The organism is Frankia sp. AvcI1, assembly GCF_001420875.1.
Classification (GTDB): Bacteria; Actinomycetota; Actinomycetes; order Frankiales; family Frankiaceae; genus Frankia; species Frankia alni.
This window is the reverse complement of record NZ_LJFZ01000042.1, coordinates 25414-48669: the sequence shown is the minus strand read 5'-3', so window position 1 is coordinate 48669 and position 23256 is coordinate 25414. Positions and strand designations below refer to the sequence as shown.

At 72.1% G+C, this 23256-nt stretch carries 18 protein-coding genes and 10 pseudogenes; 13 read left to right on the top strand and 15 right to left on the bottom strand.

Features of this window, described 5'->3' with window-relative positions; genetic code table 11:
* Position 1: 1 nt before the first annotated feature.
* The 6 genes and pseudogenes from UK94_RS69305 to UK94_RS69270 all read left to right on the top strand — a co-directional run.
* Positions 2–487, top strand: a pseudogene (locus tag UK94_RS69305) (RtcB family protein); the annotation flags it as partial.
* A gap of 37 nt (positions 488–524) precedes the next feature.
* A partial coding sequence (locus UK94_RS69295) for an RtcB family protein (RefSeq protein WP_235490490.1) occupies positions 525–640 on the top strand: 116 nt, incomplete at its 5' end.
* A gap of 413 nt (positions 641–1053) precedes the next feature.
* A pseudogene (locus UK94_RS69290) lies at positions 1054–1532 on the top strand (multicopper oxidase domain-containing protein); the annotation flags it as partial.
* Between the two features lie 43 nt (positions 1533–1575).
* Positions 1576–1711, top strand: a pseudogene (locus UK94_RS76620) (hypothetical protein); the annotation flags it as partial.
* A 1-nt stretch (position 1712) separates the two neighbouring features.
* A pseudogene (locus UK94_RS69285) lies at positions 1713–2284 on the top strand (multicopper oxidase domain-containing protein); the annotation flags it as partial.
* Positions 2285–2328: 44 nt separating this feature from the next.
* The coding region (locus UK94_RS69270; protein ID WP_235490487.1) for a multicopper oxidase domain-containing protein at positions 2329–2478 on the top strand (150 nt) is incomplete at its 5' end.
* Between the two features lie 124 nt (positions 2479–2602).
* Here the strand turns inward: UK94_RS69270 and UK94_RS29025 are convergent.
* The 8 genes and pseudogenes from UK94_RS29025 to UK94_RS29000 form a co-directional block, all read right to left on the bottom strand.
* Positions 2603–2855, bottom strand: a 253-nt coding sequence (locus UK94_RS29025; RefSeq protein ID WP_235490465.1) for a UBP-type zinc finger domain-containing protein, incomplete at its 3' end; no start/stop codon positions are given.
* A 213-nt stretch (positions 2856–3068) separates the two neighbouring features.
* Positions 3069–3139: pseudogene (locus UK94_RS75355) on the bottom strand (2OG-Fe(II) oxygenase); the annotation flags it as partial.
* 1 nt (position 3140) lies between these two features.
* Positions 3141–3232 (bottom strand): annotated as a pseudogene (locus UK94_RS69265) (proline hydroxylase); the annotation flags it as partial.
* Position 3233: 1 nt separating this feature from the next.
* Positions 3234–3614, bottom strand: a 381-nt coding sequence (locus UK94_RS69260; RefSeq protein ID WP_235490485.1) for a 2OG-Fe(II) oxygenase, incomplete at its 3' end; no start/stop codon positions are given.
* 185 nt (positions 3615–3799) lie between these two features.
* A complete protein-coding gene (locus tag UK94_RS29015; protein WP_063845408.1) occupies positions 3800–4366 on the bottom strand; it encodes a methylated-DNA--[protein]-cysteine S-methyltransferase in 567 nt (188 codons plus the stop codon).
* On the bottom strand, positions 4366–6114 hold the full coding sequence (locus tag UK94_RS29010; RefSeq protein ID WP_055752329.1) for an AlkA N-terminal domain-containing protein: 1749 nt from the start codon (positions 6112–6114) through the stop codon (positions 4366–4368). The genes UK94_RS29015 and UK94_RS29010 overlap by 1 nt, the downstream gene beginning before the upstream one ends.
* A gap of 76 nt (positions 6115–6190) precedes the next feature.
* Entirely contained in the window at positions 6191–6853 is a 663-nt protein-coding gene (locus UK94_RS29005) for a GNAT family N-acetyltransferase (RefSeq protein ID WP_055752328.1), read from the bottom strand.
* A 97-nt stretch (positions 6854–6950) separates the two neighbouring features.
* The coding region (locus UK94_RS29000) for an NAD-dependent protein deacetylase (protein WP_235490463.1) at positions 6951–7790 on the bottom strand (840 nt) is incomplete at its 3' end.
* 102 nt (positions 7791–7892) lie between these two features.
* Between UK94_RS29000 and UK94_RS28995 the strand changes: the two genes are divergently transcribed.
* Positions 7893–8279, top strand: coding sequence for a hydrogenase assembly protein HupF (locus UK94_RS28995; RefSeq protein WP_063822648.1), 387 nt, complete (start codon positions 7893–7895; stop codon positions 8277–8279).
* 143 nt (positions 8280–8422) lie between these two features.
* On the top strand, positions 8423–9448 hold the full coding sequence (locus UK94_RS28990) for a hypothetical protein (RefSeq protein WP_055752326.1): 1026 nt from the start codon (positions 8423–8425) through the stop codon (positions 9446–9448).
* A gap of 48 nt (positions 9449–9496) precedes the next feature.
* Here UK94_RS28990 and UK94_RS69255 read toward each other — a convergent pair whose 3' ends face one another.
* The 7 genes and pseudogenes from UK94_RS69255 to UK94_RS75350 form a co-directional block, all read right to left on the bottom strand.
* Complete coding sequence (locus UK94_RS69255) at positions 9497–9862, bottom strand: hypothetical protein (RefSeq protein WP_235490461.1); 366 nt, start codon at positions 9860–9862, stop codon at positions 9497–9499.
* 1 nt (position 9863) lies between these two features.
* Positions 9864–9941 (bottom strand): annotated as a pseudogene (locus UK94_RS69250) (hypothetical protein); the annotation flags it as partial.
* Position 9942: 1 nt separating this feature from the next.
* Positions 9943–10597: YhjD/YihY/BrkB family envelope integrity protein (locus UK94_RS69245; protein ID WP_235490482.1), on the bottom strand; the 655-nt coding region annotated here is incomplete at its 3' end.
* Positions 10598–11742: 1145 nt separating this feature from the next.
* Positions 11743–12339, bottom strand: a pseudogene (locus tag UK94_RS69240) (NAD(P)/FAD-dependent oxidoreductase); the annotation flags it as partial.
* 1 nt (position 12340) lies between these two features.
* A partial coding sequence (locus UK94_RS69235) for an FAD-dependent oxidoreductase (RefSeq protein ID WP_235490479.1) occupies positions 12341–13149 on the bottom strand: 809 nt, incomplete at its 3' end.
* Positions 13150–16318: 3169 nt separating this feature from the next.
* A pseudogene (locus UK94_RS69230) lies at positions 16319–16618 on the bottom strand (NUDIX domain-containing protein); the annotation flags it as partial.
* A gap of 14 nt (positions 16619–16632) precedes the next feature.
* Positions 16633–16792, bottom strand: a 160-nt coding sequence (locus UK94_RS75350) for an NUDIX domain-containing protein (RefSeq protein ID WP_268761704.1), incomplete at its 3' end; no start/stop codon positions are given.
* Positions 16793–17894: 1102 nt separating this feature from the next.
* Here UK94_RS75350 and UK94_RS28945 point away from each other — a divergent pair.
* The 5 genes and pseudogenes from UK94_RS28945 to UK94_RS76615 form a co-directional block, all read left to right on the top strand.
* Positions 17895–18089: a hypothetical protein gene (locus UK94_RS28945; protein ID WP_041939482.1), complete on the top strand. Its 195-nt coding sequence runs from the start codon at positions 17895–17897 to the stop codon at positions 18087–18089.
* A complete protein-coding gene (locus UK94_RS28940) occupies positions 18089–18373 on the top strand; it encodes a hypothetical protein (RefSeq protein WP_011605431.1) in 285 nt (94 codons plus the stop codon). The genes UK94_RS28945 and UK94_RS28940 overlap by 1 nt, the downstream gene beginning before the upstream one ends.
* 770 nt (positions 18374–19143) lie before the next feature.
* Positions 19144–19842 (top strand): copper resistance protein CopC, encoded by a 699-nt coding sequence (locus UK94_RS28930; protein WP_055752317.1) that lies wholly within the window; start codon positions 19144–19146, stop codon positions 19840–19842.
* 671 nt (positions 19843–20513) lie between these two features.
* Positions 20514–22379: a cytochrome c oxidase assembly protein gene (locus tag UK94_RS28925; RefSeq protein WP_235490476.1), complete on the top strand. Its 1866-nt coding sequence runs from the start codon at positions 20514–20516 to the stop codon at positions 22377–22379.
* Between the two features lie 184 nt (positions 22380–22563).
* Positions 22564–23255: pseudogene (locus tag UK94_RS76615) on the top strand (Na+/H+ antiporter NhaA); the annotation flags it as partial.
* Position 23256: the final 1 nt, after the last annotated feature.

Genomic DNA, 23256 nt, shown 5'->3' with positions numbered 1-23256 from the left:
NGCCAAGCAGCTCGAACACAACGCCGGCCTGGCCGACCGCGACCTCGCCGTGTTCCTCGCCGGCACCCCCGAGATGGCCGCCTACCGCCACGACCTGGACTGGGCCCAGACGTACGCCCGGCGCAACCGGGACCTGATGCTCGCCGCGGCCGTCGAGGCACTGCGCGGCCCGCTGCCCGGGCTGCGCGTGCCCACCCCGCCGGCCGACGGCCCGCACGCCCGCGACCGAGACTTCGCCCTCGTCAACTGCCACCACAACTACGTCGCCGAGGAGCACCATTTCGGTGCCGACGTGCTCGTCACCCGCAAGGGCGCCATCTCCGCCAGGGAAGGGGAATACGGCATCATCCCCGGTTCGATGGGAACCCGGTCCTACCTGGTCCGCGGGCGGGGAAACCCCGACTCGTTCCATTCCGCCAGCCACGGTGCCGGCCGCACGATGAGCCGCAACCGGGCGCGGCGGACGTTCACCGTCGACGACCTCGCCNCCCAGACCCGCGGGGTGGAATGCCGCAAGGACGCCNGCGTCCTCGACGAGATCCCCGCGGCGTACAAGGACATCGACACCGTCCTGGCCCGTCAGAGCGACCTCGTCGAGATCGTCGCTCAGCTGCACGCCGTGCTCTGCGTGAAGGGCTGACCTTCACGGCACGTGGACGGGGGCCGTCGCCTCGGACGGCGGCCCCCGCGACCTCGGCCGACGCTCCCCCGGGGCTCCCCGACCAGCTCGCCCCCGTCCGGCCGGCTCGTCGGCACCGCCGTCACCACCCGGCACGGCCCGCGGCGCTTCAACCGCCGTTTCACCCGCCGGCTCCGCGCCCGGGGGTGTCCGACGAACGATGGACGTGCCTCGGCGGTCTCGCCGACCGAGGTGGGAGGAAAAGCTTGCATCGGCGCCCATGTCGGTCTTTCGGCCCCCTCCGCGCGCACGGGTGATTCGACCGCCCCGTCCATACGGATTATCGGTGACTGACGCCGGGTAAAAACAATCCGGCCGATCCCGACGACATCTGACCGGGACGGTGGCGTCCGCGCACGTCGCTGGGGGGCGTGATGCTTTCTCGACACCGAGCCGCACGACTCACGGTTGCGGCACTGATCGGTGCCATTGTGATGGTCGGCGCCAACCAGCCGGGCATGTCCGTGCCGACGGCGGCGCCCACACCGCCGCAGGGACAGCCGCTTCGGGACCCGCCGCAGTACGTGAGTCAGGACGGCGTCCTGCGGGTCCGTATCCTCGTGGAGCGCCGCCAGGTCGAGTTGGCCGGCCACCGGCTGTGGGCGCTGACCTACAACGGCCTGTACATGCCGCCGACGCTGCGATTCCGGCCGGGCGACCGGCTGGATCTGACGATGGTGAACCGCGTCCGCCCTTACACGAACCTGCATATCCACGGGCTGCACGTGTCGCCAGCCGGAAACTCCGACAACGTCTTCATCCACATCCATCCGGGCGAGACATATCATTACGTGTACCAGTTCCCTCGGACCCTGACGCCGGGGACCTACTGGTACCATTCCCATGGGCATCCNCATGCCGCGTCGCAGGTCGCCGGAGGGATGTCGGGAATCATNATCGTCGACGGCCTGCAGCGGTACCTTCCGCCGGATCTCCGTCACATCACCGAGCACGTCGTCGCCCTGAAGGACTTCCAGGTCCAGGGCGACGCGATCCGGACCGAGGACCTGCACATCGGAGCGGCGACGAACCNCACGGTCAACGGCCAGCGGAACCCGACCATCCAGATCCGGCCGGGCGAGACCCAGCTGTGGCGGCTGGCCAACATCAGCGCCAACATCTACTACCGACTGCGGCTGCCGGGGCAGCGGTTCCACGTGATCACGCAGGATGCGAGCCCCGTCACCCGGGTCTGGTCCGCGGACACTCTCGTCATTCCGGCCGGCGCCCGCTATGACGTACTCGTGCAGGGCGGCCCGGCCGGCCGCACCGCACTGGAAACCCTCGCCTACAACACCGGACCGGCAGGCAACAGTTTTCCCCGGCAGGCCCTCGCCACCGTCGTCTCCAGCGGTCCGGCGATGCGACCGGCGGTGTTGCCCACCACCTTCGACCCGAGACCGCGGACGGACCTGGGCCGCGCTCCCATCGCCGCGCGCCACACCATCGTCTTCTCGGAGAACAGCGCCGGAACCCAGTTCTACATCAACGGTCGGACCTTCGACGAAAACCGGGTCGACATCCGGTCCAGGCTCGACACGGTCGAGGAATGGACCGTCCGCAACGAGTCCGACGAGCAGCACTCCTTCCACGTGCACACCAACCNCTTCCAGGTGATGANCATCGACGGCGTACCGCATCACGCACTNAGCCTGCAGGACACCGTGAACCTCCCCGCGCGGGGAGAGGCGGTCGTGCGGATCCATTTCACCGACTTCACCGGAAAGACGGTCCTGCACTGCCACATCCTCAACCACGAGGACATGGGCATGATGGCCGTCCTCCAGATCGTGAGATAGGCCGCCGTACGATGATCGCCATGACGAAGGAGCGCAGGAATGCGACCCTCGGGCGCGTGCCTCCGCCGCAGGCATCAGACGCAGGCATCAGACATAGGGATCAGACCCAGGGATCAGACGTAGNCCTCGTCGACGTAACACCAGCGCCAGTCCTCGCCCGGTTCGAACGAGCGGACGATGGGGTGGCCGTGTTCGACGGCGTGGGCGCTGGCGTGCCGCGCCGGCGAGGAGTCGCAGCAGCCGACGTTGCCGCAGGTCAGGCAGAGCCGCAGGTGTACCCAGCGGCCGCCGGTGCGCAGGCATTCGCCGCAGCCCTGGGGCGTCGCCGGCTCGACGTCGCGGATCGCCGACAGGTGAGGGTCCTGGATGGTGGTCATCGGCCNCTCCGATCCTCGTCTGGCCGGCACGCACGAGCGGTGCGCGCCGATGTCGACTATGCCCGGCGGGGGGCTCTGACACCTCCCGGGTGCTCGGCGGGCCCTGGGTGCTCGGCGGCCCCTGGGTGCTCGGCGGCCCCTGGGTGGCCGGCGTGCCGCCCTTGGTGGCCGGCTGCGGCCCGGCTCGTCGCGGACTGCACCTGCGGGGTCCGATCAGGCGGCGTCATGGAAGATCAGGCCGAGGGCGTGGCGGCGGCCCGATCGGACGGTGCTGACCCCGTGCCNCACGGGCGAGGCGGACCAGCCACGCGCCGAGGGGACCGGCCGATCCCGGGTGGTGAAGATCAGGGCATGCCCGCGCGGGAGGATGTGGGCCGNGCCCCGAGACTGGGCCCGCATGCGCTGCTCGACGAGCAGAAACTCGCCGCCGGTGTAGTCCGCGCCGGGGGTGTCGAGGCCGATGACGACCTGCAACGGGAAGACCAGCTCGCCGTACAGGTCGCGGTGCAGCGCGTTCCAGTCGCCGGCCCGGTAGCGCAGCAGCAGCGGAGCGGGCAGGCGCTGCCCGGCACGGTGGCAGGCGGCCAGCCAGGCGTCGAGGGTGTCCGGCCAGGGGGCGGCCCGGCCCAGCCGGGCGGCCCATCGCCTGGCGACAGGCAGCAGGAACGGGTAGAACGCCGCGCGCAGGGACCCGACCGGCGGGGGAAGGGGCTGGTCGAAGTAGCGGTATTCCCCCGACCCGAAGCGGTGGCGGCCCATGTCCACGGTGGATCGAAAGTGGCCGGGCTCCTCGTACAGACGCACGAGGTCGCGGCACTGCGTCTCGGTGAGCACCGCGGCGGTGAGGGCGCTGCCGGTGGCATCCAGCTGCGCACCGATCTCCGCCCACTCCAGGGCCCGTACGCGTTGCGCGGCNCCGACGGTCGATGACGGCGGAGATTGCGTCATCCGAACTCCCCGGCCGAGCCGGCCGGCACGCTCGCCGCGGTGGCCCCGCCGGCGAGGTCCAGCGTCGGTGCGAGCGCGCCCTCGTGGCGCAGCAGGAACTCCTTGCGATCCAGTCCGGCGGCGAAGCCGCGCAGCATGCCGTCCGCGCCGATCACTCGGTGGCAGGGCCGCACCAGCAGCAGCGGATTGGCGCCGACCGCCGTGCCGACCGCGCGCACCTCCCCACGCCCGGCTCCGATGCGGGCGGCGAGCTGGCCGTAGCTGATCGTCGTGCCGTAGGGGATCGCCTCCAACGCCCGCCACACCCGCTCCTGGAAGCCGGTGCCGCCGGTCTGCAGGGTGAGGGTGAATCTGCGCCGTTCGCCCGCGAAGTACTCCTCGATCTCGCCTGCGACGGCGACGAAGGGCTCGGCGGCGCGGCGCCAGTGCGGCGCGGGAACCGCTGCGCCCCGCTGCCCCGGCAGGGACAGCGAGGCCAGGGTGAGCCCGCCGGGTGCCTGGTCCGTCGCGGTCCCCACCAGCAGCAGCTCGCCCACTGGGCTCGCCAGCGTCGTGTAGAGCATCACCGCTCCCCTCTCGATCCAGTCCCGCCCATCGGGACTGCTTCGCCCACCGGGCCTGCTTCGCCCCTCGGGCCTGGTTCGACATGCGGGCCTCGTTCGACGTGCGGGCCTGGTTCGACGTGCGGGCCTGGTTCGACGTGCGTGGTCAACTCGGACCAGGCACCGGGCCCGCAGCCGTCTTCCGCCGCGTGCCGGCCCGGGCGGGCACGGCCGGCGCGCAGACCCACGCGCGTCAGTCTGGATGGATCTCCGCGGGTGGCTGCTGCGGCCCACACGTGGTGCGCCGCATAGCTGCGCCAGGGCGCCCAGGCGGCGGCGCGACCCAGGTCGACGTCGCCGCGGCGGTCCGCGGCACGCAGGGCCGCGTCGCCCGGCGGGAGCACGTCCGGGTCGCCGAGGGCACGCATCCGGAGGTAACCCGCCGTCCAGGGCCCGATGCCGCGCAGCGCCAACAGCGCCCGGTGCGCCTCGTCGCGGTCCACGCCGGCGTCGAGGACCACGGAGCCGTCCGCGAGTGCACCGGCGAGCGTCCGCACGGTGTCCCGGCGCCCCGCCGGCATGCCCAGCTCCACCAGACCAGCGCACGCGATGGTGTCGACCCGGGGGAACAGCACGGTCAGGCCGCCGCTCGGCGTGGCCAGCGGCTCGCCGTAGGCCGCGAGCAACACCGCGCCGAGGCGCCGCCCGGCGGCCACCGACACCTGCTGGCCGAGCACGGCCCGCACGGCGAGCTCATGTGGGTCGGCGGCACCGGGGGCGCGTAGTCCGGGCAGGCGGCCCACCTGCGCGGCCAGGGCGGGATCACCGGCGAGCCGGTCGGCGACGGCGAGCGGGTCGGCGTCGAGGTCGAACAGTCGCCGGACCCGGCTGACGGCGCTGCCGAGGTCCCGCAGATCGCTCAGGACCAGCCGGCAGTCCAGCCAGCCGGCGTCGTCGCCGGCCGGGCGCTCGGCCACCTCCGCGACGCCGTGGCCGTGGGCCAGGCGCAGGGTGCGCCGGTAGGTGCGCCGGCCTCGCTCGCCCACGACCTCCTCCATCCCGGGCAGGGCCCGGGCGGCGAGGTAGTCGAACAGGTGACCCGCCTCGTAGGGCCGGCGGTAGCCCAACCTGAGGGTGAGACCACCCTCGTCGGGGCGGCCGCCCGGACCCGCCCGATCGCCGCGGTGCCGGCCGGACGGCACGACCCGCGGCGGCCGTGGGCCGCGCAGCTCGAGGGGCGTCGCCGCATAGACCGTCCGGACGGTGTCGTTGAACTGGCGGACGCTCGCGAAGCCGGCGGCGAAGGCCACCTCGGTGGCGGGCAGCGCGGTGGTCTGCAGCAGCAGCCGCGCGGTGTGTGCACGCCGCGCTCGGGCCAGGGCGAGCGGCCCGGCGCCCACCTCGGCGGTCAGGTGCCGGTGGAGCTGGCGCGCGCTGTAGCCCAGCCGGGCGGCGAGGCCGGCCACGCCCTCCCGATCGACGACACCGTCGCCGATCAGGCGCATCGCCCGGCCGACCACGTCCGCGCGGACGTCCCACTCGGCCGAGCCTGGCACCGCGTCCGGCCGGCACCGCCGGCAGGCCCGGAAGCCCGCGCCGTGCGCCGCCGCGGCCGTCGGGAAGAACCGGACGTTCGTCCGCTTCGGCGTCACCGCCGGGCAGCTTGGCCGGCAGTAGATGCCCGTCGTGGTCACGGCGAAGTAGAAGGCGCCATCGAATCGGGCATCCCGGCTGGCCACCGCCTCGTAGCGGCCCTCGTCCGTCCTCATGCCCCCACTCTCGGCGCGACCGGCTCCGGATGNTGGCGNGAATCGGACGTCGTGCCCGCTCGTCGGATCGGCGACGTCAGACGAGCGGCTTGCGCAGGACGACGAAGTAGAGGTCGGGCCGCAGCGGCCGACCGAACCGCTCGTCGGCGTACGGAAACGGTCGGGTGGCGGTGGTCGGTTGGTACCCCTTGCTGCGGTACCAGCCGATGAGTTCGCTCCGCTGGGCGATGACCTGCATCTCCATCCACGACGCCGACCACGCGGCGACGGCGTGCCGCTCGGCAAGCCGCAGCAGCGCCCCACCCACTCCGGCCCCCTGCCGGGTGGGGCTGACGGCGAACATGCCGAAGTAGGCCCCCGTCACCGCGGTGACTCCCGCCGCGGTGGTCCCCTCGCCCTCGCCCGGTTGGGCTACCAGCTCACCCGTCCGGACCACACCGGCTCCGCCCTGCGCCAGCGGCTCGATGCGCCGCTCAACGTGGCAGCAGCCCACGAGAAGACCCGAGGGCTCCTCCGCGAGCAGGACCGTCCCGTGCGGTGCGGTCAGGGCGGCACGCACCTCCTCCACATCCGTGCGCTGGCCTCCGACCAGGTCGGCCTCGGTGGTCCACCCCGCTCGGCTGGGCTCCCCGCGGTACGCGGACTCGACGAGAGCGACGATCGCCGCCGCCTCGGCGACGCTGTCGGTGGCATGGCGAAACGCCACGTTCGCGGGCTGGGGACGGGAGACCGATCGCATCTGCCCATCCTCACAGCTCAGCAGGCGAATCCCCCGACAGGGCCAGAGACACCACGGTCCGTGACGGCGCGAGCGTTCGTTTGCCACTGGTCGCGGNGGCCAGCTGGGGCAGCAGCGTCCCGAGAGGACCGTCGACACGGACCGTCGCCCGACTGTCGCCGCGGGTGGGACCCTGGTTGACGATCGCGACCGGAATGTCGAGCTCGGCCGCCCGCAGGACGAACCGGTATCCGGACATGACCGTCAGCGACGATCCCAGGATCAGCACCGCACGCGCGCTCTCGACCAGATCGAACGCCTGCGCCACGCGGGGGCGCGGCACGGTGGCGCCGAAGAACACCACGTCCGGCTCCAGCCGCTCACCGCCGCAGCCCCGGCAGCCGACCATGACGAAGCGGTCGACCGCCTCCGCCGACAGGGTGACGTCACCGTCCGGGTTGGTGGGGGCGCCGGAGATGCGGAAGCCCGGATTCGCCGCGCTCAGCCGCTCGTCGAGGTCGAGGCGCGGACTCACCTGCCCGCAGTCGCCGCACACCACGCGGGAGAGGCTTCCATGAAGATCGATGACCTGGCGGGAGCCGGCGCGCTGGTGCAACTCGTCGACGTTCTGGGTGATGATGCCGGTGACCAGCCCTGCCTGCTCCAGGCGGGCCACCGCGCGATGGCCCGCGTTGGGCTCGGCCCTGGCGACCTGCCGCCAGCCGGCATGGCTGCGCGCCCAGTAGCGGTGACGCGCCCCCGGTTCCTTGGTGAACTGCTGGTAGGTCATCGGGGTGTGGCGGCGCAGCGCCCCGTTCGGGCCCCGATAGTCCGGGATACCGGAGTCGGTCGAGATCCCCGCCCCGCTCACCACGGCGACGCCGCCTGCCGCGACGAGGGCGCACAGCCGGTCGAACGCCTCGCCGTCGTTGGTCGTCTTTACTCCCACCGCTCCCATGCTGCCCGATCGCGCGGCCGCGGACCCGTCCGAGCCGACTGGTGACCTCCGAGCACGGGTCGTACCGTTACGCCGGGTAGACCTGTACCGAGGTGATGACCGATGAACAAGCAGGTCAGCAGCGCCAGCAGACCGCCACGCGAGCGGCGGGACACCCCCGGCCCCGCCGTGGCGTCCCCCGAACGGCGCACGCCGCGCGTCGCCGGTGCGGGGGACGAAGTCGCACGCACCGGAGCTGAACGGCTGTCAGCGTGGGAGGCCGCGCAGGCCGCCGTCCACCCGGGCCCCGAGGCGCCCGTGTGTGGCGCGGCGGGACAGCTCGCCGGACCCGAGGAGACGATCGAGGCGGAGATCGTCCGGTGCCTGCCGGGGGCGGTCGCACTTGTCCGGACACCGGCCGGCACGGAGGAGATCGGTCTCGGCCTCGTCCGAGCCCAGCCGGGCGACGCGGTGCTGGTCCACGCCGGGGAAGCAGTCAGCGTCCTCTGACCAGCAATGCCGTCGGACCGTGGGGCCCGTTCGGGCGAGTCGATACACGCGGGGCGGGCGGTGCACAGACCGGTCCGCCCGGTCGGGCGGGTCGCGCGGCGCAGCAGGGACGCCGGTGCGNCCGAGCGTGAAGGGGGCTACCGATGAGGACGGTTCAGGCGCGGCTCGACCGGGCGGCGGCGATCGCCGACGCGACGATCTACCGGCACGATCCGGGCCATCGCCGGCGGGCCGGGGGGAGCGGGTCGGGCGGGCTCGTCGGGGTGCTGACCCCGGCCGCCTATGCCGTGCGCCATCCGGCTGACCGGGCCTACGCCCACGCCGAGTGCCTGTTGGAGGCCGGCCCCGACGCCGTGCTGACCGCACAGGTCCGCTGGCTGCAGATCACGACGCGGGAGCAGCACGTCCTCCGATCGGGCGGTGCCAGCGGCAGGTCGGACGCGCCCGTCGACGCCGACCCCGACGATCAGGCCGATTTCCTGCCCCACGAGGTCGACGAGGACGTGACGGTCGCGGACCTGCTCGCCGCGCGCCCCGGCCCGATCGGTCGTCCCCCGACTCCGTCGACCGGAACCTGGCCTCGCGGCTGGCTGCCTCATCTCAGCGCCCCCCGCCCGGCCCCCTGGGAGCCGGCCGCCGCGGCGGCGGACGGGCCGGGTAGGTCCAGGTCGGGGGCACACACGGTGCAGCTCCAGGCGCCGTCCGGCCGCCAGGTCCGGACAGTGGATCACGGTGGGACGGCGCCGACCCGGATCACCTGGGACACCTGGTCCGCCCAGGCGGAGCTGCGACTGAGCGCGGGGCTGTATCCCGGTCCGCACCCGCTGGTGCGGCTACGCGCGGAGCTGGTCAACACATCCGGCTGGCCGCCCCACGCCGATGAGACCGGCGGCCGTGGCCCCGTGGGGTGGGCCGCCCGGACGCCGCGCGGGCAGGCGTTGCGCCATGCGCTGATCGGGGCACACGTGATCCTCGGCACGGACCAGGGTCGCTTCGTCTCCCTGAACGCGCCCCCCGACTGGGCGGCCGATGTCGCGCAGGACTGCATCAACGATGGCCTGTGGCCTGCGGTGGTCGGCGGTCCGGGCGGCGGTCCGGGCGGCGGTCCGACCGCTGTGCTGCTCACGCCGGTCCGGATCTCGGACGATCCGGGTCCCTCCCCGGCGTGACGGGACCGTCGGCGTGGTGGCGGCGCCCCGGAACCTGGCCGAGATCCGTTATGGCCGGGGGCCGCGATCCAGGTCGGCCGCAGCCGACGGAGCGGGGTCGCCGGCGGCGGGGGCGGTGGCGGCACGACCCTCGCCAGGGGCCGACGGCGGCGGGTCGTCCGCCGGGAGCTGCTGGTCGGGCACATCGGTGAAGGTGACGTCCACCTGCTGGAAGCTCTTGAACTGCTCCGCCTTGGCGTAGGAGGTGTAGGCCCGACGGTCGGAATCGGTCAGCTCGACGTCGTCGGTGAACGGGGTCAACAGCGCCCGCGGGTAGAGCCGGCCCGCCCGCACCGCGTTGATCTCCATGGCGAGGACCACGACGACGGCGAGGAAGTACAGCCAGGTCATCAGCCCGAGAACGAGCCCGAACAGNCCATAGACCTGGGTGGAGCCCTTGAGCTGGTGGGCGATGTAGTAGCTGCCCAGCGTCTGCACGAGCTGCCAGCCGAGCNCCGCGAACACCGCCCCGGGCGCGATCTCGCGGACTCGGACGGACCGGGCGGTCAGGACCTTGAAGGCGACGAGGACCAGGCCGGCGTTGCCCGCCGTGGAGATGACGACCGCGAGTACCTGGAACCCGGCGGCCAACCGGCCGAACGCCGAGGCCCCGGTCGTGACGCTGGAAAGCACGGTCGTCATCAGCACACCGAGGCCGAGCAGGCCGATGAGGCTGAGGCTGCGCAGTCGGGCGAAGAACGGGTTCGGTCGGGCGCGGCGCGGTACCGCCCAGACGGTGTCGAGGGCGTTGCCGATCGCCCGGGCGACGCCGAGGCTGCCGGAGATGGCGCCGAGGACGCCGACGGCGACGGCGATCCCGCTGCCCTTGAGCGCCTGCACGTCGTCGCGGAGCTGATCGCCGATGATCGGGAACTGGCTCAGCGTCGAGGTCACAACCTGTTCCTGCAGGTCGGGATGGCCGTGCAGGACGAAGCCCAACCCGGTCGTGAGCAGCAGCAGCAACGGGAACAGCGACAGGAACGCGTAGAAGGTGATCAGGGCGGCGAGGTAGCCGCCCTGATCGTCGGCGAACTTGTAGATGACGGCGATGACGAACCCGACGCCACGGTTGCGTTGCTGGGCCCGGTCGATGCGGCCACCGAGCGCCATCCCGCGCCTCCCAAGGCCGTCCGTCGTCATGAAGCTGTCCCCCGTCCGGGTGGGCCGCATACCCGCTGACCTGCCGGTAAAGCGTTCCGACGGGTTGACAACGGACCTCCCACCACCTTGCGCCCGAATCGTCGCCATGGCTGGCCCGATCGGGTGATGCGCCGGCCGCGCGGCCGGGCTCCACCCGCATCCCCCGATCCGGGCGGCACCGCCGCGGGCTCCCTCCGCCGGCTCATCATCGCGTTGACGGATGGGCGCCCGTGGCCTTGGCTGATGCCGCCACCCTACGGACCTGATCGATCACAGGACAGCGACGGTCCACCGCCCGAAGGGAGTCCGCGGATGCGACGAGGTCTCAGGGGGATCGTCCCCGGCATCGGCGTGGGCCTGCTTCCCCTCGCCGTCCTTCCGATCCTGGCCGTGTCCGGCCCGGACGGGTCAGCCTCCGCGGTTCTGGCGCCGCCGGCAGACCACCCGTTCGTGCCGCCCGCCGACGCGGCCTCGACGCCGCCCGGACGAGGTGACACACCCGGCGACGAGCCGACCTACCTGATCGCCGATCTCGGACCGGTGAACCGGTCCGGCGCGAGCGGCACGGCCACCGCGACCCTGCGGGGGAACCTGCTGAGCATCCGGATCGCGACCCACGGGCTGGCGCCGGGACTGCCGCACCCCCAGCACATCCACATCGGCGGCAGCCATTCCTGCCCCGGCCCGGACGCGACGGGCACCGGCGCGGGGGGCCAGGTCCGTTCGGGCGATGCGAAGAAGTTGATCGGCGCCATCGCGGTGTCGCTCACCACGACCGGCGACACCGGCCCGGACAGCTCCTACGCGTTGGACCGCTTCCCCGTCGGCNACGCCGGCTACCAGCGCACCATCACCGTCTCTCCGAGAGTCGCCGCGCAGCTGCGCCGCGGCGAGGGCGTGATCGAGCAGCACGGTGTCGACGCGAACCACAGCGGCCGCTACGACGGGGCGGCCCGCAGCGACGTGAAACCCGAGCTACCCGAGGAGGTCTCCAACTCGGCCGCCTGCGGCCGACTCGTCACGAGCCCCACCGCGGTCCCGGTGGGCGGCGTGGCAGCCGGCGGCGGCGGGACCGCCTGATCCGATCCGGACACCGAGACGGACACCGGCCCGGATCACCGTCCCCCGACGCCGCCCACCGCATGGCCCGGTTGCTCCTGGGAGTCGCCCGAGTCGACGTCGACGTCGGCGCCCGCCCGTCCTGACGCCGCCGCGGGATAGATCCCAGTCTGCTCGGTGGCGTCGATCGTGGACTGCCGCCCGTCGGCGAAGCCGAGCTGCACGATCTGGTGCGGGATGACCAGGTCCAGCGCCCAGTCGGTGAGCACCCTGACCCGGTTGGACCCGTTGTTCAACGCGTACGCGTGGTACGCCCGGGTGACCACGGCCGCGGGTAGACCGTGCAAGGTGACCCCCAACGGGTTGGCCACCGCGTCACGCCCGCCCAGATCGACCACGAATCCGAGATCGCGGTGCCGGTATGGCCGGGCGGTGCCGTGGCCCAGGGACGCCGCCACGTTGCGGGCGGCGGCCGCAGCCTGGCGCACGGCATGCTGGGCGGTCTGACCGGCCGGGGCGCCCGAGCGGGTCACGTCCGGCACCGCGGCGGCGTCGCCCAGCGCGAACAGGCCATCCACCTCGGGGACGCGGAAGCAGTCGTCGACGACGAGGCGACCGTGCGTGGTCGGCAGGCCCAGCTTGGCCACGAGCGGNCTCGGGGACACCCCCGCGCACCAGACCACCGTGTGGGTGTCGATCGTCTCGTGGCGGTCGGGGGCCTCCGCCTGGCCCAGGCGGACGGTGCGCTCGGTGACCTCGTTCACCGCCGTCCGCAGCCGGAGCTCGACGCCGCGGGCGGTCAGCACGTCGGCGGCCCGATGGCCGAGCGCCGGCGCCAGCTCGTGCAGCAGGCTCGGCGCGTGGTCGACGAGCACCCAACGGACCTCGGCGGCACGCACCCGCGGATAGTTCACCACCGCGCGCCGGCTGAAGCGGGTCATCTGCGCGGCGAGCTCCGTGCCCGTGTACCCGCCGCCGACGATCACGAAGGTGCACAGGGCACGCCGGCGGGCATCGTCGGTGGTGGCGTCGGCCCGCTCGAACTGCCGCAGCACGTGGTCGCGCAGATGGACGGCCTCGGCGAGGTTCTTCAGGCCGATCGCGTGCTCGCGCACGCCGGGGATGTCGAAGGTCCGCGTGACCGAGCCGGGAGCCAGCACGAGCCGATCCCAACCCAGCTCGTCGACGGTGCCGTCGCTGCCCTGCACAGTCACCGTGCGGGCCCGGGTGTCGACCGCCACGGCATGGCCCAGGCGCAGCACGGTGCGGCGCAGCGCTCCCCGGGTGGCCACCGCCAGATGCCGCGGCTCCACCGAGCTCGCGCAGACCTGCGGCATCAGGGAGGTGTAGAGCAGATGGTCCACCGGGGAGACGACGGTGAGTTCCGCCGCCGACGTCGGCAGCAGACGCTCCAGCCGCCGCAGCAGCCGCAGTCCGGCGAACCCGCTGCCCACCACGACCACGCGGGACGCTGCCGCCCCGGACCCGGCGGCGGCCCCGGCGGCGGCCCCGGCCGGGTCGGAGGAGGAGCTCACCCGATCGGCCGCCCTGCCGGCACCCAGGAATCGACGCAGGGGCGCCGGCAACGACGACGTTGATGGGGGCACGTTCCACCTCCGGAGGCCGCACAGGGCGGTAGCGGTCGGGCGAGGACAGGCGCGGGCGCGTACCGGCCCGAGGAAATGCGGACCGCGCCGGCCACCTTCCCCTGCGTGCCCGGCCATGCGGCCAGGCAACCGCCCNCCGCAGCGGTCTTGCTCCACCCGATCGGTTTTCGTGATCATGGATGCGGAATCACGTCAACACCGTTGATTATCTTGCTGGACGTCCAGAGCTCCGCCGCCGCGCGACGGCCTTCACAGCCGCCGGACGCNCAGCACGCGGTGCCGAACGACGGGCCGAGATGTCGCCGGTCATCCTGGTCCACGCGATCACCTCATCTGTGCTGGTCGCACAGATCCCGGCACCGCGTCGACCCGACTACTGCTTTCTTCCCTCGACGTATCCCTGGGCCGCCTGCACGTACTGGTGTCCGCCGGCACGGTAAACCAGTGCGGCCCAGATGTTGGTGCCCGTGAAGGTCTCCGAGCACCAGGCGCCTCCCGGGGCGGAGCCGATGGTGCCGGTCTGACCGAGATCCGAGCCGTTCGGGGTGGTACCGACCTGGCCCAGGACGGCNTACTTGCCATTGGGCCGCAGGTTGCGGAACTGCACGATGAACTGGCCAAGGGACGGGCCCGCCGACCTTCCCCAGATGACGAGCTCGGCCGCGTCGTCCTNCTGGNCGTTTTCATCCACGGGATAGCGCGTGGCCGTCGAGTCGAGGGGGACGATCCGCCACCCGGGCAGGTTCTGACTGCAGAAGCCCTGGGATGCGGACGCAGGCGAGGCGCCCGCAAAGGTCAGAACTGACGCAGNCACCCCCACCAGGGCGACGACCAACAGCCGGCGTAGACGCATGAACGCTCCTCAAAGCGAGAATGGATGCGCAAGCGGTCGACTCGTCACAACTACCGGCGCAGCGTCATTTTTCGCGTAAAGAGGGCGAGCGTCAAGCTTTTCAAAAACCCTACGAGACACCACGGGCGGGTCGGCGTCAGATTCGGCGCGGCTGCCGTCAACCCGGACGACGGCCCGATGTGCTGCCCTGGAGTTTCGACCGGTAAAATGCCAAGAATACGGCAGACAATTCCTGTCGAATGTCGACCTGTCGGCTACCCGACATCTTCTTGCCGGCGTGCCTGCGGTTCGCGGCGCCGGCATTGCTGCTCTGGAGCCCGGCAACCTGCGGATGTGGTTCTCGGATAACCCGCCGGGGAGGCGGCCAGGCATGGCTGGATGACGACAGCCTGCCCCCCAGCCCGGCCGAGGGAGACGAGCTGACGGCGACCGGGAAGGACTGGGTCAGCATCGTCAGTGAGGCACAGGACCATGTGGCAGGCATCCAGCTAGAAGCCTGGGCCACGGAGCCCCCCCCGCCAGGAGGACTGGGAGATCTCGGAGGACTTCCAGGTCAGCGCCTTGATCCTAAATCGAGGAGTTCGACAGCGTACGACGGCTGTTCACGACGGCTGTTCGCGGTCGANCGCTTGCGCCTGGCGGTGNGGCCTTGGTCAGGATCCTGGTTTAGACAGTGACGCTGACGTGGTGGNGGATGTCCCAGCGGCAGGCGCGCCCGGCACGGCGGAGCGCACCCCATCTCGCACGATCTTCTTCACGAGCATGCCGCCCGGCTGGTCACGTAGAGAATCAGACAGTGCCACGGTGTTGGAGCAAGCGGGGCGTCGCCAGCGGCTCGACGAGCCCCACGTTCCCGACCCATCGGCCATCTGGCCCAGGGAAGCTGGGATCGGCAGCAAGGACAGGATCAGCCTTCACTGAGCCCGCCATGACCTTGATCGGCGTTGTTCCGCCCAGCGCCCCNCAATGCCCGCGGCCCGGAGCTTCCACCCCGGCGCGCCCATCCCTGCGGCCTGGTGCCACACCCGCTCGTTGGCCGTCACGAATGCAGTCAGCGCGCCGTCGTCTACCCAGGTGGGGAAGGTGGCGCCCCACGCCTCGGCTTCCTCGACGCTGTGACCGGCGACCATGAGCAGGAAGGCGACCATCGCCAAGTCCACCCACGGCGCGCCCCGGCACGCTCAGGCCCAGTCAACGATCACGGCCCGCTGGCCGGTGATCAGAATGTTGTGGCGGTTGAGGTCGGTGTGTAGCAGGGCCTCGCCGGTCATGGCGGGTTCCTGGCCGTAGTGCCGTTCGACTCTGGCCGTGGCGTGCGGTGGCAGGGGGATGCACTGAAGTCGGTCAAGGGCTGCACGGAAGAGGGGAAGGTCCGGCGAGCCGGGGGTGAAGTCCGCGTGCCGCCCTGCCACATGTTCGAAGCCGAGGACGGTCCACCCGTCCGCCTTGACGTGCCACAGGAGCTCGGGCGCGATGTCCCGCACGTACGGGTTGGTCGCAGCCTCATTTCGCAAGGACGGGGCGAAGGGNCGGCCCTGCGCCGCCTTGACGAACACCAAGCCGCTGTCGGTCTCCAGCGTCGCCGTGAGGTCGGAGCGGCCCCCGTCGGCAGAGTGGGACGCCATTACACGTCCCGCCCGTTCTTCTACCTCGCGCCGGACCGTGCTCGGCAGTTCGGCCCACACGATCCGGGTCACGGCGCTCCCTTCGATGGCGTTACAGGAGATCAGCCGGAGTCATGGCAGGGGTGATTACACGTGGTGTTGCACGACGGCTTGCCGTCACAGTCCCCCGGCAGAGCCCACATGCTCTCGTCCACCTCGTACCCGGTGGCGCGCGCGGCGGTACGACGTGGCGAGCCTCGACGATCAAGGCTGTTCTTGCCTCGGCTGCTGCTGATCGACTTCGTGCTGAGTCGGGCACGTCGACTTGATCGGTAGCGCCTGGACGCAACGAGACAAGGATCATGGCCATCAAAATCGCTACTGGGGATCAAGGTGGCCGCGACCCTCACTGATCAACGCACGTCATTCTGAGCATCAACACGAAGAATATTTCGATCATGACCCCCTTACCCTTCAATGATCTTCCCCCTGGGCAAGCCACCCGGTCCGTCGCGCAGGACTTTCCGGAGTGNAGGCGGACAGTGACGCAGTGTCGGCTGAGTCTTCCCTAGCCGAGGTAGGGAGTCGACTGGCGGGCAAAGAAGTGATCGACTCGCAGACGCATGGACGGATGCAAGTTCAACGTGTCGAGTTCCTCCACCGCGACGAAACGCGCCTCCTTTGCTTCGCTGCCGTCCGCCAACAGTGTCCCGCCGGTCACCCGAGCTTCAAAGCACACCGCGAACTGCTGCCGGACCTCTCCATCGTCGTAGGCGATCACATGCCGCGGGTCCGTGTAGGTCCCCAGGATGCCGATGATCTCTACGGTCAGCCCGGTCTCCTCCCCGACCTCTCGCGCTGCCGCTTCNGGCAGGGATTCGNCCACCTCCATCTGCCCACCCGGGAGCGCCCACCGGCCGTTGTCCGATCGGCGGATGAGCAGCACCCGGCCCCGCTCATCGGGAACGACGACGGTAGCCGCCGGGACGATCGAATTCGGCTTCGGTGCGGCCGGATCGTTGTAGAAGTCCCTTCTAGCCACGGTGGACCACGCTCCCCTCTACCGGCACGGAGCCGGAGTACACCCGGTCGAAGCTGCTCATGTAGTGGTCGAACAGCCGACCGCCCGGGATCCGCTGGACATGGACCACGGGGCTCTGAGCGGCCGGAGCTCCGAACACGTGGGTGTTCGCGAGCAGGACGTCATCGAAACGGTAGATGGAGCTGTAGAGCGTNGTACTGTGCAGATGGATGTGAACCCCTGGCGCCCCAATGGCGTCTTGCAGGTGGGTCAGAGACAGCTTGATCCGAGCGGACACCCCGCCGAACACCCCCTCTTCGGCTCCCCGTGCGGCCACTGCCTCCGAGTCAGGATCACCGAGGAGCACGCGCACGCGCACACCGTTCTCCGCCTTGTGGATAAGCCGCTTGGCGAGGTCGGGAGTGCCATCGGTCAGGAACAACCCGGCGTAGACCAGGACATCGACGCAGTCCTTCGCCTGGTCGAGGAGCGATGCCCAGAGGTTCAACGGGACGGCGCCCCGGTGGGGGTACAGGGTGACGAACTCGGCTCGGCTCGCCGAGTCCTGGNGCGCGTCATCAACGAGGGCAGGCCAGAGGTACGCCNGATCTTCCTTGAGCAGTGCCGCGACTTCGAGAGCCGTTCGTCGGCGCGGTGTCCTGCCCTTCGAGAGCCAGCGTTCCGCCGTCTTGTGATCAACACCTACCGCTTCGGCCAGGCTCGCAGGATCCATTCGTCTACTCGCCAGGGCGGCGCCCAGACGCTCATTTCGCATGCCGACTCCGAAAGGACGCAACGGGACGCCTTGCCGGGCGCCGTGACATCCCCAAGCGTCCCATGCGGGCGGTAGCAGTGTCCTCCGTACTGCGTGACGCTCGTGTGGCGTTCCGTCCGGGCAGCTATCCCCANCATCGGCCCCCGGGCGGGGCGCCTACTGGCACCGGGCGCGCTTCAGCTACGGGCGGGCGTGCCCGGTGTCCTCGACCAACAGGAGGCGGGCGGATGGGCGTGACCAGGGGGCCGGAAGGGGGCGACCGTGGCTGACAAGCGGAGCACCCACCGGTCAGGCGGGACACTAGATGAGGCACTCCCGGATCCGACTCATCCGGTACAGCTACCGGCGATGCCGGGCGTCAACGTGCACCACACGTCAGGCCGCACTACGGCGATCGTCGACACCGGCGTGAGACTGGCCGACATCATGCTTGCCCTGGGCGACGTGGCGCCAGGCGCTCGCCTGGTCGAGGCGATCAGCAACGTCGGCACCACCATGCTCGTGTTCGATCAGGACGTCCCGCAGGACGGTGAGGCCACCTGATGATGGTGATCGTCGACTTCGCCAACCCTGACCGGGCAACCGCCCATGTGACGGTGGACGAGACCGAGCCCGGCCATGACGCGGTAGCCCTCGCTCGACGCTTCCGCGACGCCATCCCGTACGCGGCCAGGGTGCGACTGTTCAGGCCCGGCGGTTCCATCGATACGGACCGGGAGGGGGCTCCGACCCCCGGGGAGGTCCTGGAAGACGTCGTTAACCGTCTGCTTGCCAGTAGGCGTGTGGTTCGACCTGCGAGCGGCGGCGAGGAGTCACAGACCGCTTGACCTGCACCAACGGCCACCAGGACTATGACGTCCGCGCCTGGTGGCCGTCGTCAGGCCATCCGATCAGCCTGCCAGAGCTTCTACCGACGCCAGAGCGACGCCCGTTCCCGACCGGCGCAGTCGGCCCGACGATGGCGCGGCGTACCTGCGGACGGTCGAGATGGATAGGCGCAACCGGGCCGCAGCATCGGCGAACGACACCGCGGTATCAGGCCCCTGATCAGGGGGGCGGGCTCGATCGGCTCACTGGTCACCAGGGGGGCGGGCTCCACGACAACGGGCGCCAGGGGTGGCGCCAGGGTGGCGGCATCGGTCGGGGTGCCGCTGATGCTGGTCGCGGTCGGGGCGCCGTACAGGTCCCGGATGATCTGCTCACGACTGGCCGGGCGCCGCTCCCCGATCTCGTGGCAGAGCCGGACCATGACCGCGNCTCGCTGGGTGGGTGTGAGCCTCATGACTGCACACCCGCAAGCGACCGGGCCAGGGCCCGCACAGCCGACGGGACCGCGAACCGGCCCAGTTGCCCCCTGGCAGCCTCGACCGCCCACGCTGGCGGTTCGGGTAGGGCCGACAGGTCCGGCCGTGGTGACGGCTTGAGCCGGTTCGTGGGTGCGGTCGACGGGGGCAGGATCGTGGGCCCTGTCCTTCTGATCTTCGATGCTGCCTGGCGCGCTCGCGCGACAGCCGCCCCTGCTGGTACGCGGGTTCCGCCCGGCAGTGCCCACGATCCACGTTCTACCGCGCGTAGAATCTGGCGGGTGCGACGACAGGTGCAGACGGCTTCCGCGTGTCCCGGCGGCGCCCGGCGGAACAGGTTCGCCGCCGCGGTCGGCGTCGTCGCCGCGATCCTTCCCGCGCTGCTGCTGGCCCTGGCGGCCCCCGCCGCGGCGCACTCCAGGCTCGTGGCCACCACGCCGGCCGGGGACAGCGTGGTGGCCACCGCCCCGGGCGAGATCACGTTGACCTTCAACGAGTCCGTCTCGTCCCGCTACACCCACGTCGCCGTGACCGGCGCCGACGGTGCCAGCGTGATCAACGGGGCCACGATGGTCGAGGGCGCGACGGTCCGCCAACCGCTCATGGCGCTGGCCGGCGGGCGCTACACGGTCTCCTACCAGGCCGTCTCCGAGGACGGCCATCCCGTCGGGGGGACGTTCACGTTCACCGTCGCCGGACGGGCGAGCTCCCGGGGCGGCGCCGCCGGCTCCGCGTCGGCGGCCGCAGGCGGCGGGCCCGCCCCCGGCGTCGGCGCGGCCACCGCCACGACCACACCTGGCGCGGGGATCGCGGCGGTTCCCGGCGGGTCCGCCTCGACGGCGCCCGCCGCCGACGCGCACGATGGGGGCGGTGGGGACGGTGGGGGTGTCGGCGGGGCCCTCTTCGTGGTGATCACCGCCGTCGTCGTCCTCGTGGTCGGCGGCCTGCTCGTCTTTCTGATCCTGCGCCGTCGTCAACCCGGAGCGCGCTGACCATGGACATTTCGGCCTCGACGGGCCCGCCCGCCTCGACCGACGACCCCGTTGCCGCGGAGGTCCGCCCGCCGGGGGACGCCATCGCGGCACCGGCGACGGCCGCGCCGACGGCTACCCGGCCCGTGGGTGCAGTGCGGCCCGTGGGTGCCGTGCCCCGCGCGCTGCCCGTCGCGGCGCTGGCCGGCTGTGCCGTGCTGGCTCTCGTCGTCGGCTTCGGCCCGGGTCCGCTCCGGCTTCCCGGGCTGCCCTCGTCAGGCGAGGGCACCTACTGGGCGTTGCCGTTCGCCCGGCTGGTGGGCCGGATCGCCTCGGTCGCCACGCTCGGCTGGCTGCTCGCCGCCGCGGTCCTGCTTCCGGCCCGGCGCGTCCCCGTGCGCCGCGACCGCGAGCCGTCCAGTGCGGACGATGCGCCGGCATCGCTCGCCGACGACACTGCCCCGCGCACGGACGACGCGGCCCCGCGCACAGGCGAGGCCGCCCCGCGCACAGGCGAGGCGGCCCCGCGCACCGGCGACGTGGCCACACGCGCGGGGGCGCAGGCGAGGGCTCGCTCGGATGACCGGCCGCCCGCCGGCCTGCCGGAACGCGCGGCCGGGTCCCGGCAGCGGCCGCTGACGTCGACCGCGCGCCGCTGCGGGCGGTACGCGGNCGATGCCGCGGTCGTGTGGATGATCGCCACACTGGCGGAGCTGGTGTTCACCCTGTCCGACGTCTCCGCGCAGCCGGCCGGGGACGTGCTCGACCTGCACGCGCTGCGCTCGTTCGTCGCCTCGACCGAGCAGGGGCGCGCCCTGCTCACCGTCGCCGCGCTCGCCGCCGTGGTGGCGATCGTGGGCCGCACGGTGACGACGACGACCGCGGCCGGCGCGCTGCTCGCCGTCGCCGCCGTCGGGCTGCTGCCGCCGGTGCTGGCCGGGCACGCCGCCACGTCTGGTGACCACGCGATCGCGGTGGTAGCGCTCGCCGTCCACATCCTCGCCGCGTCGGCGTGGGCGGGCGGGCTGCTGGGGCTGTTGTCCGCCGTGCGGCTGCCCGCCGGCTCCTTCGGCCCGGCGCTGCGGCGGCACAGCCGGTTCGCCGCCGGTGCGGCGGCTGCCACCGCGGTCAGCGGGATCGGCGGGGCCGCGCTGCGGCTCGGCGGCCTCGCGCCGCTGTGGGAGACCCGCTACGGCCTGCTCGTCACGCTCAAGGCGGTGGGCCTGATCACCGCGGTCGCGCTGGGCGGCCTGTTGCGCCGCCGGGTCGTCGACCGGGTCACCACGGCCACGGCAGAGACTGGAACGACGGCGAACACGCGAACCGCGGCAGAGACTGGAACCACGGCAGGGGCGGTCGGTCGGTTCGTGCGGCTGGCGGGCGTGGAACTGATCGTGCTGACGGCGACGCTGGGCCTGGCCGTGGGGCTGTCCCGCACGGCGCCGCCGGTGGACGACGCCCTCGTCCCCGCCGACCCGACCCGGGCGCTGCTCGGCTACCCGATGCCGCCGCCGGTGTCGGCCGCCCGGCTGGCCGGCGACTGGCGGATCGACTGGGTGTTCCTCAGCGCCTGCGTGCTCGCCGCCGGGCTGTACCTCGCCGGGCTGCTCCGCCTGCGCGCCCGGGGCATCCGCTGGCCGGTGGGGCGCACCATCGCCTGGCTGTGCGGTCTGGCCGTCGTCGTCTTCGCCACCTCCAGCGGGCTGGGGCGCTACGGGCCCGTCCTGCTCAGCGTGCACATGACCCAGCACATGCTGCTGAGCATGTGCGCCCCGATCCCCCTCGTCCTCGGCGCGCCGGTGACACTGGCGCTGCGGGCGATGCGTCCCGCGCGGGCCCCGCACCGCAGCGGGCCGCGGGAGTGGCTGGTGGCGGTGCTGCACTCGTGGCCGGTGCGGGTGCTGACCCATCCGGCGTGGGTGACGGCGAACTTCATCGGCAGCCTCTACGTGCTGTACATGACGTCGCTGCTGACCACGCTCATGCACAACCACCTCGGTCACCTCTACATGAACGTGCACTTCCTCGCGGTCGGCGTGCTGTTCTTCGAGCTGCTCATCGGGATCGACCCGTTGCCGCGGCGGCTGCCGCACCCTGGGCGGATCATCATGCTGCTGAGCGCCGTTCCGTTCCACACCTTCCTCGGAATAGCGATCATGAGTGAGTCGTCGCTACTCGCCGCCGACTGGTACGGCCGGCTGGTGCGGCCGTGGGGCGTCAGCGCGCTCAGCGACCAGCACACCGCCGGCGCCATCGTCTGGGCGTTCGGCGAACTGCCGACGTTCGCCGTGCTCGTCGTGCTCGTCATCCAGTGGTCGCGGATGGATGACCGGCGCACCCGGGCCCGTGAGCGCCGCATCGCCGCCGCCGGCGACGTCGACGCGGAACTCGACGCGTACAACGCCTACCTCGCCCGACTCGCCGACGGCCCGACCCGCCGCCGAACCGCCGCGACGGTCAGCCCGGCGGTCAGGATGACGACCACGCCTCCCGCGCCCCGGACCGCCCCGGACGACGAGGGTCGCGGCGGACGCCAGGCGACCGGGGGCGGCGGCTGACGGCACCCGCAGCCGGGTTCTCGGTGGGCTCCCGGCGGGTTCTCGCTGCGCGCCGTGCCCGGGGAGACATTCGTCGCCACCCGTCGCCCCCGCATCCGCCTTTCGCCGAGAGTGGCGCGAGCCGAGGGCATGGACGCGTAACCGTGAACGAAATAGCCCAGCGCCGGTTCCCGCCGTATTGGCAGTGCATTGTCCCCGCAAATCCCGGTCCGCGGCCGGCCACCAGCGGAATGTCGGCACGGCTGGGCGACCCGTCGAATTGCGGTACGCCCGCCCTCGTCACGACCCCCGGAAAAGCCCTCGACAACGGGTCCGGACGTGGCGTCCTCGCCGTCGACACCGCGGGAGAAGAAATTTCTCGTTACGATCTCCGAGACGGCCGGTAATCCGCCGCCGATCCGCAGACGCCGTCGCGCGGCGGCCGCGACGGAGGAGCAGTGACGTGTCGCAACCGCCCCCTGAACCGGGCCCGGTCCGCCGCCGAACTGTACGCAGGCGGGCCATTGTCCCAGGGCAGGGACGGGGCCCGGGCCGGTGGTCGCAACGGCTGCCCCGCGGCGCCCGAGGGGCAGATCGCGACGGGTTCGCCGCTTTTCTGCGGGCGGAGACCACCGGCGGGCTGCTCCTGCTCGCCGCGACGGTGGCCGCCCTGGTCTGGGCGAACACCGCCCCCGGCACCTACCACACGGTCTGGTCCACCCCGGCCGGCCTCGGACCGTCCTGGCTACACCTCGCCGACATGCACCTCACCGACTGGGTCGCCGACGCCCTGCTCGCCGTGTTCTTCTTCACCGTCGGCCTCGAACTCAAACGCGAACTCGCCCTCGGCACCCTCGCCGACCGCCGCAGCGCCGCACTCCCCGTCGCCGCCGCCGCN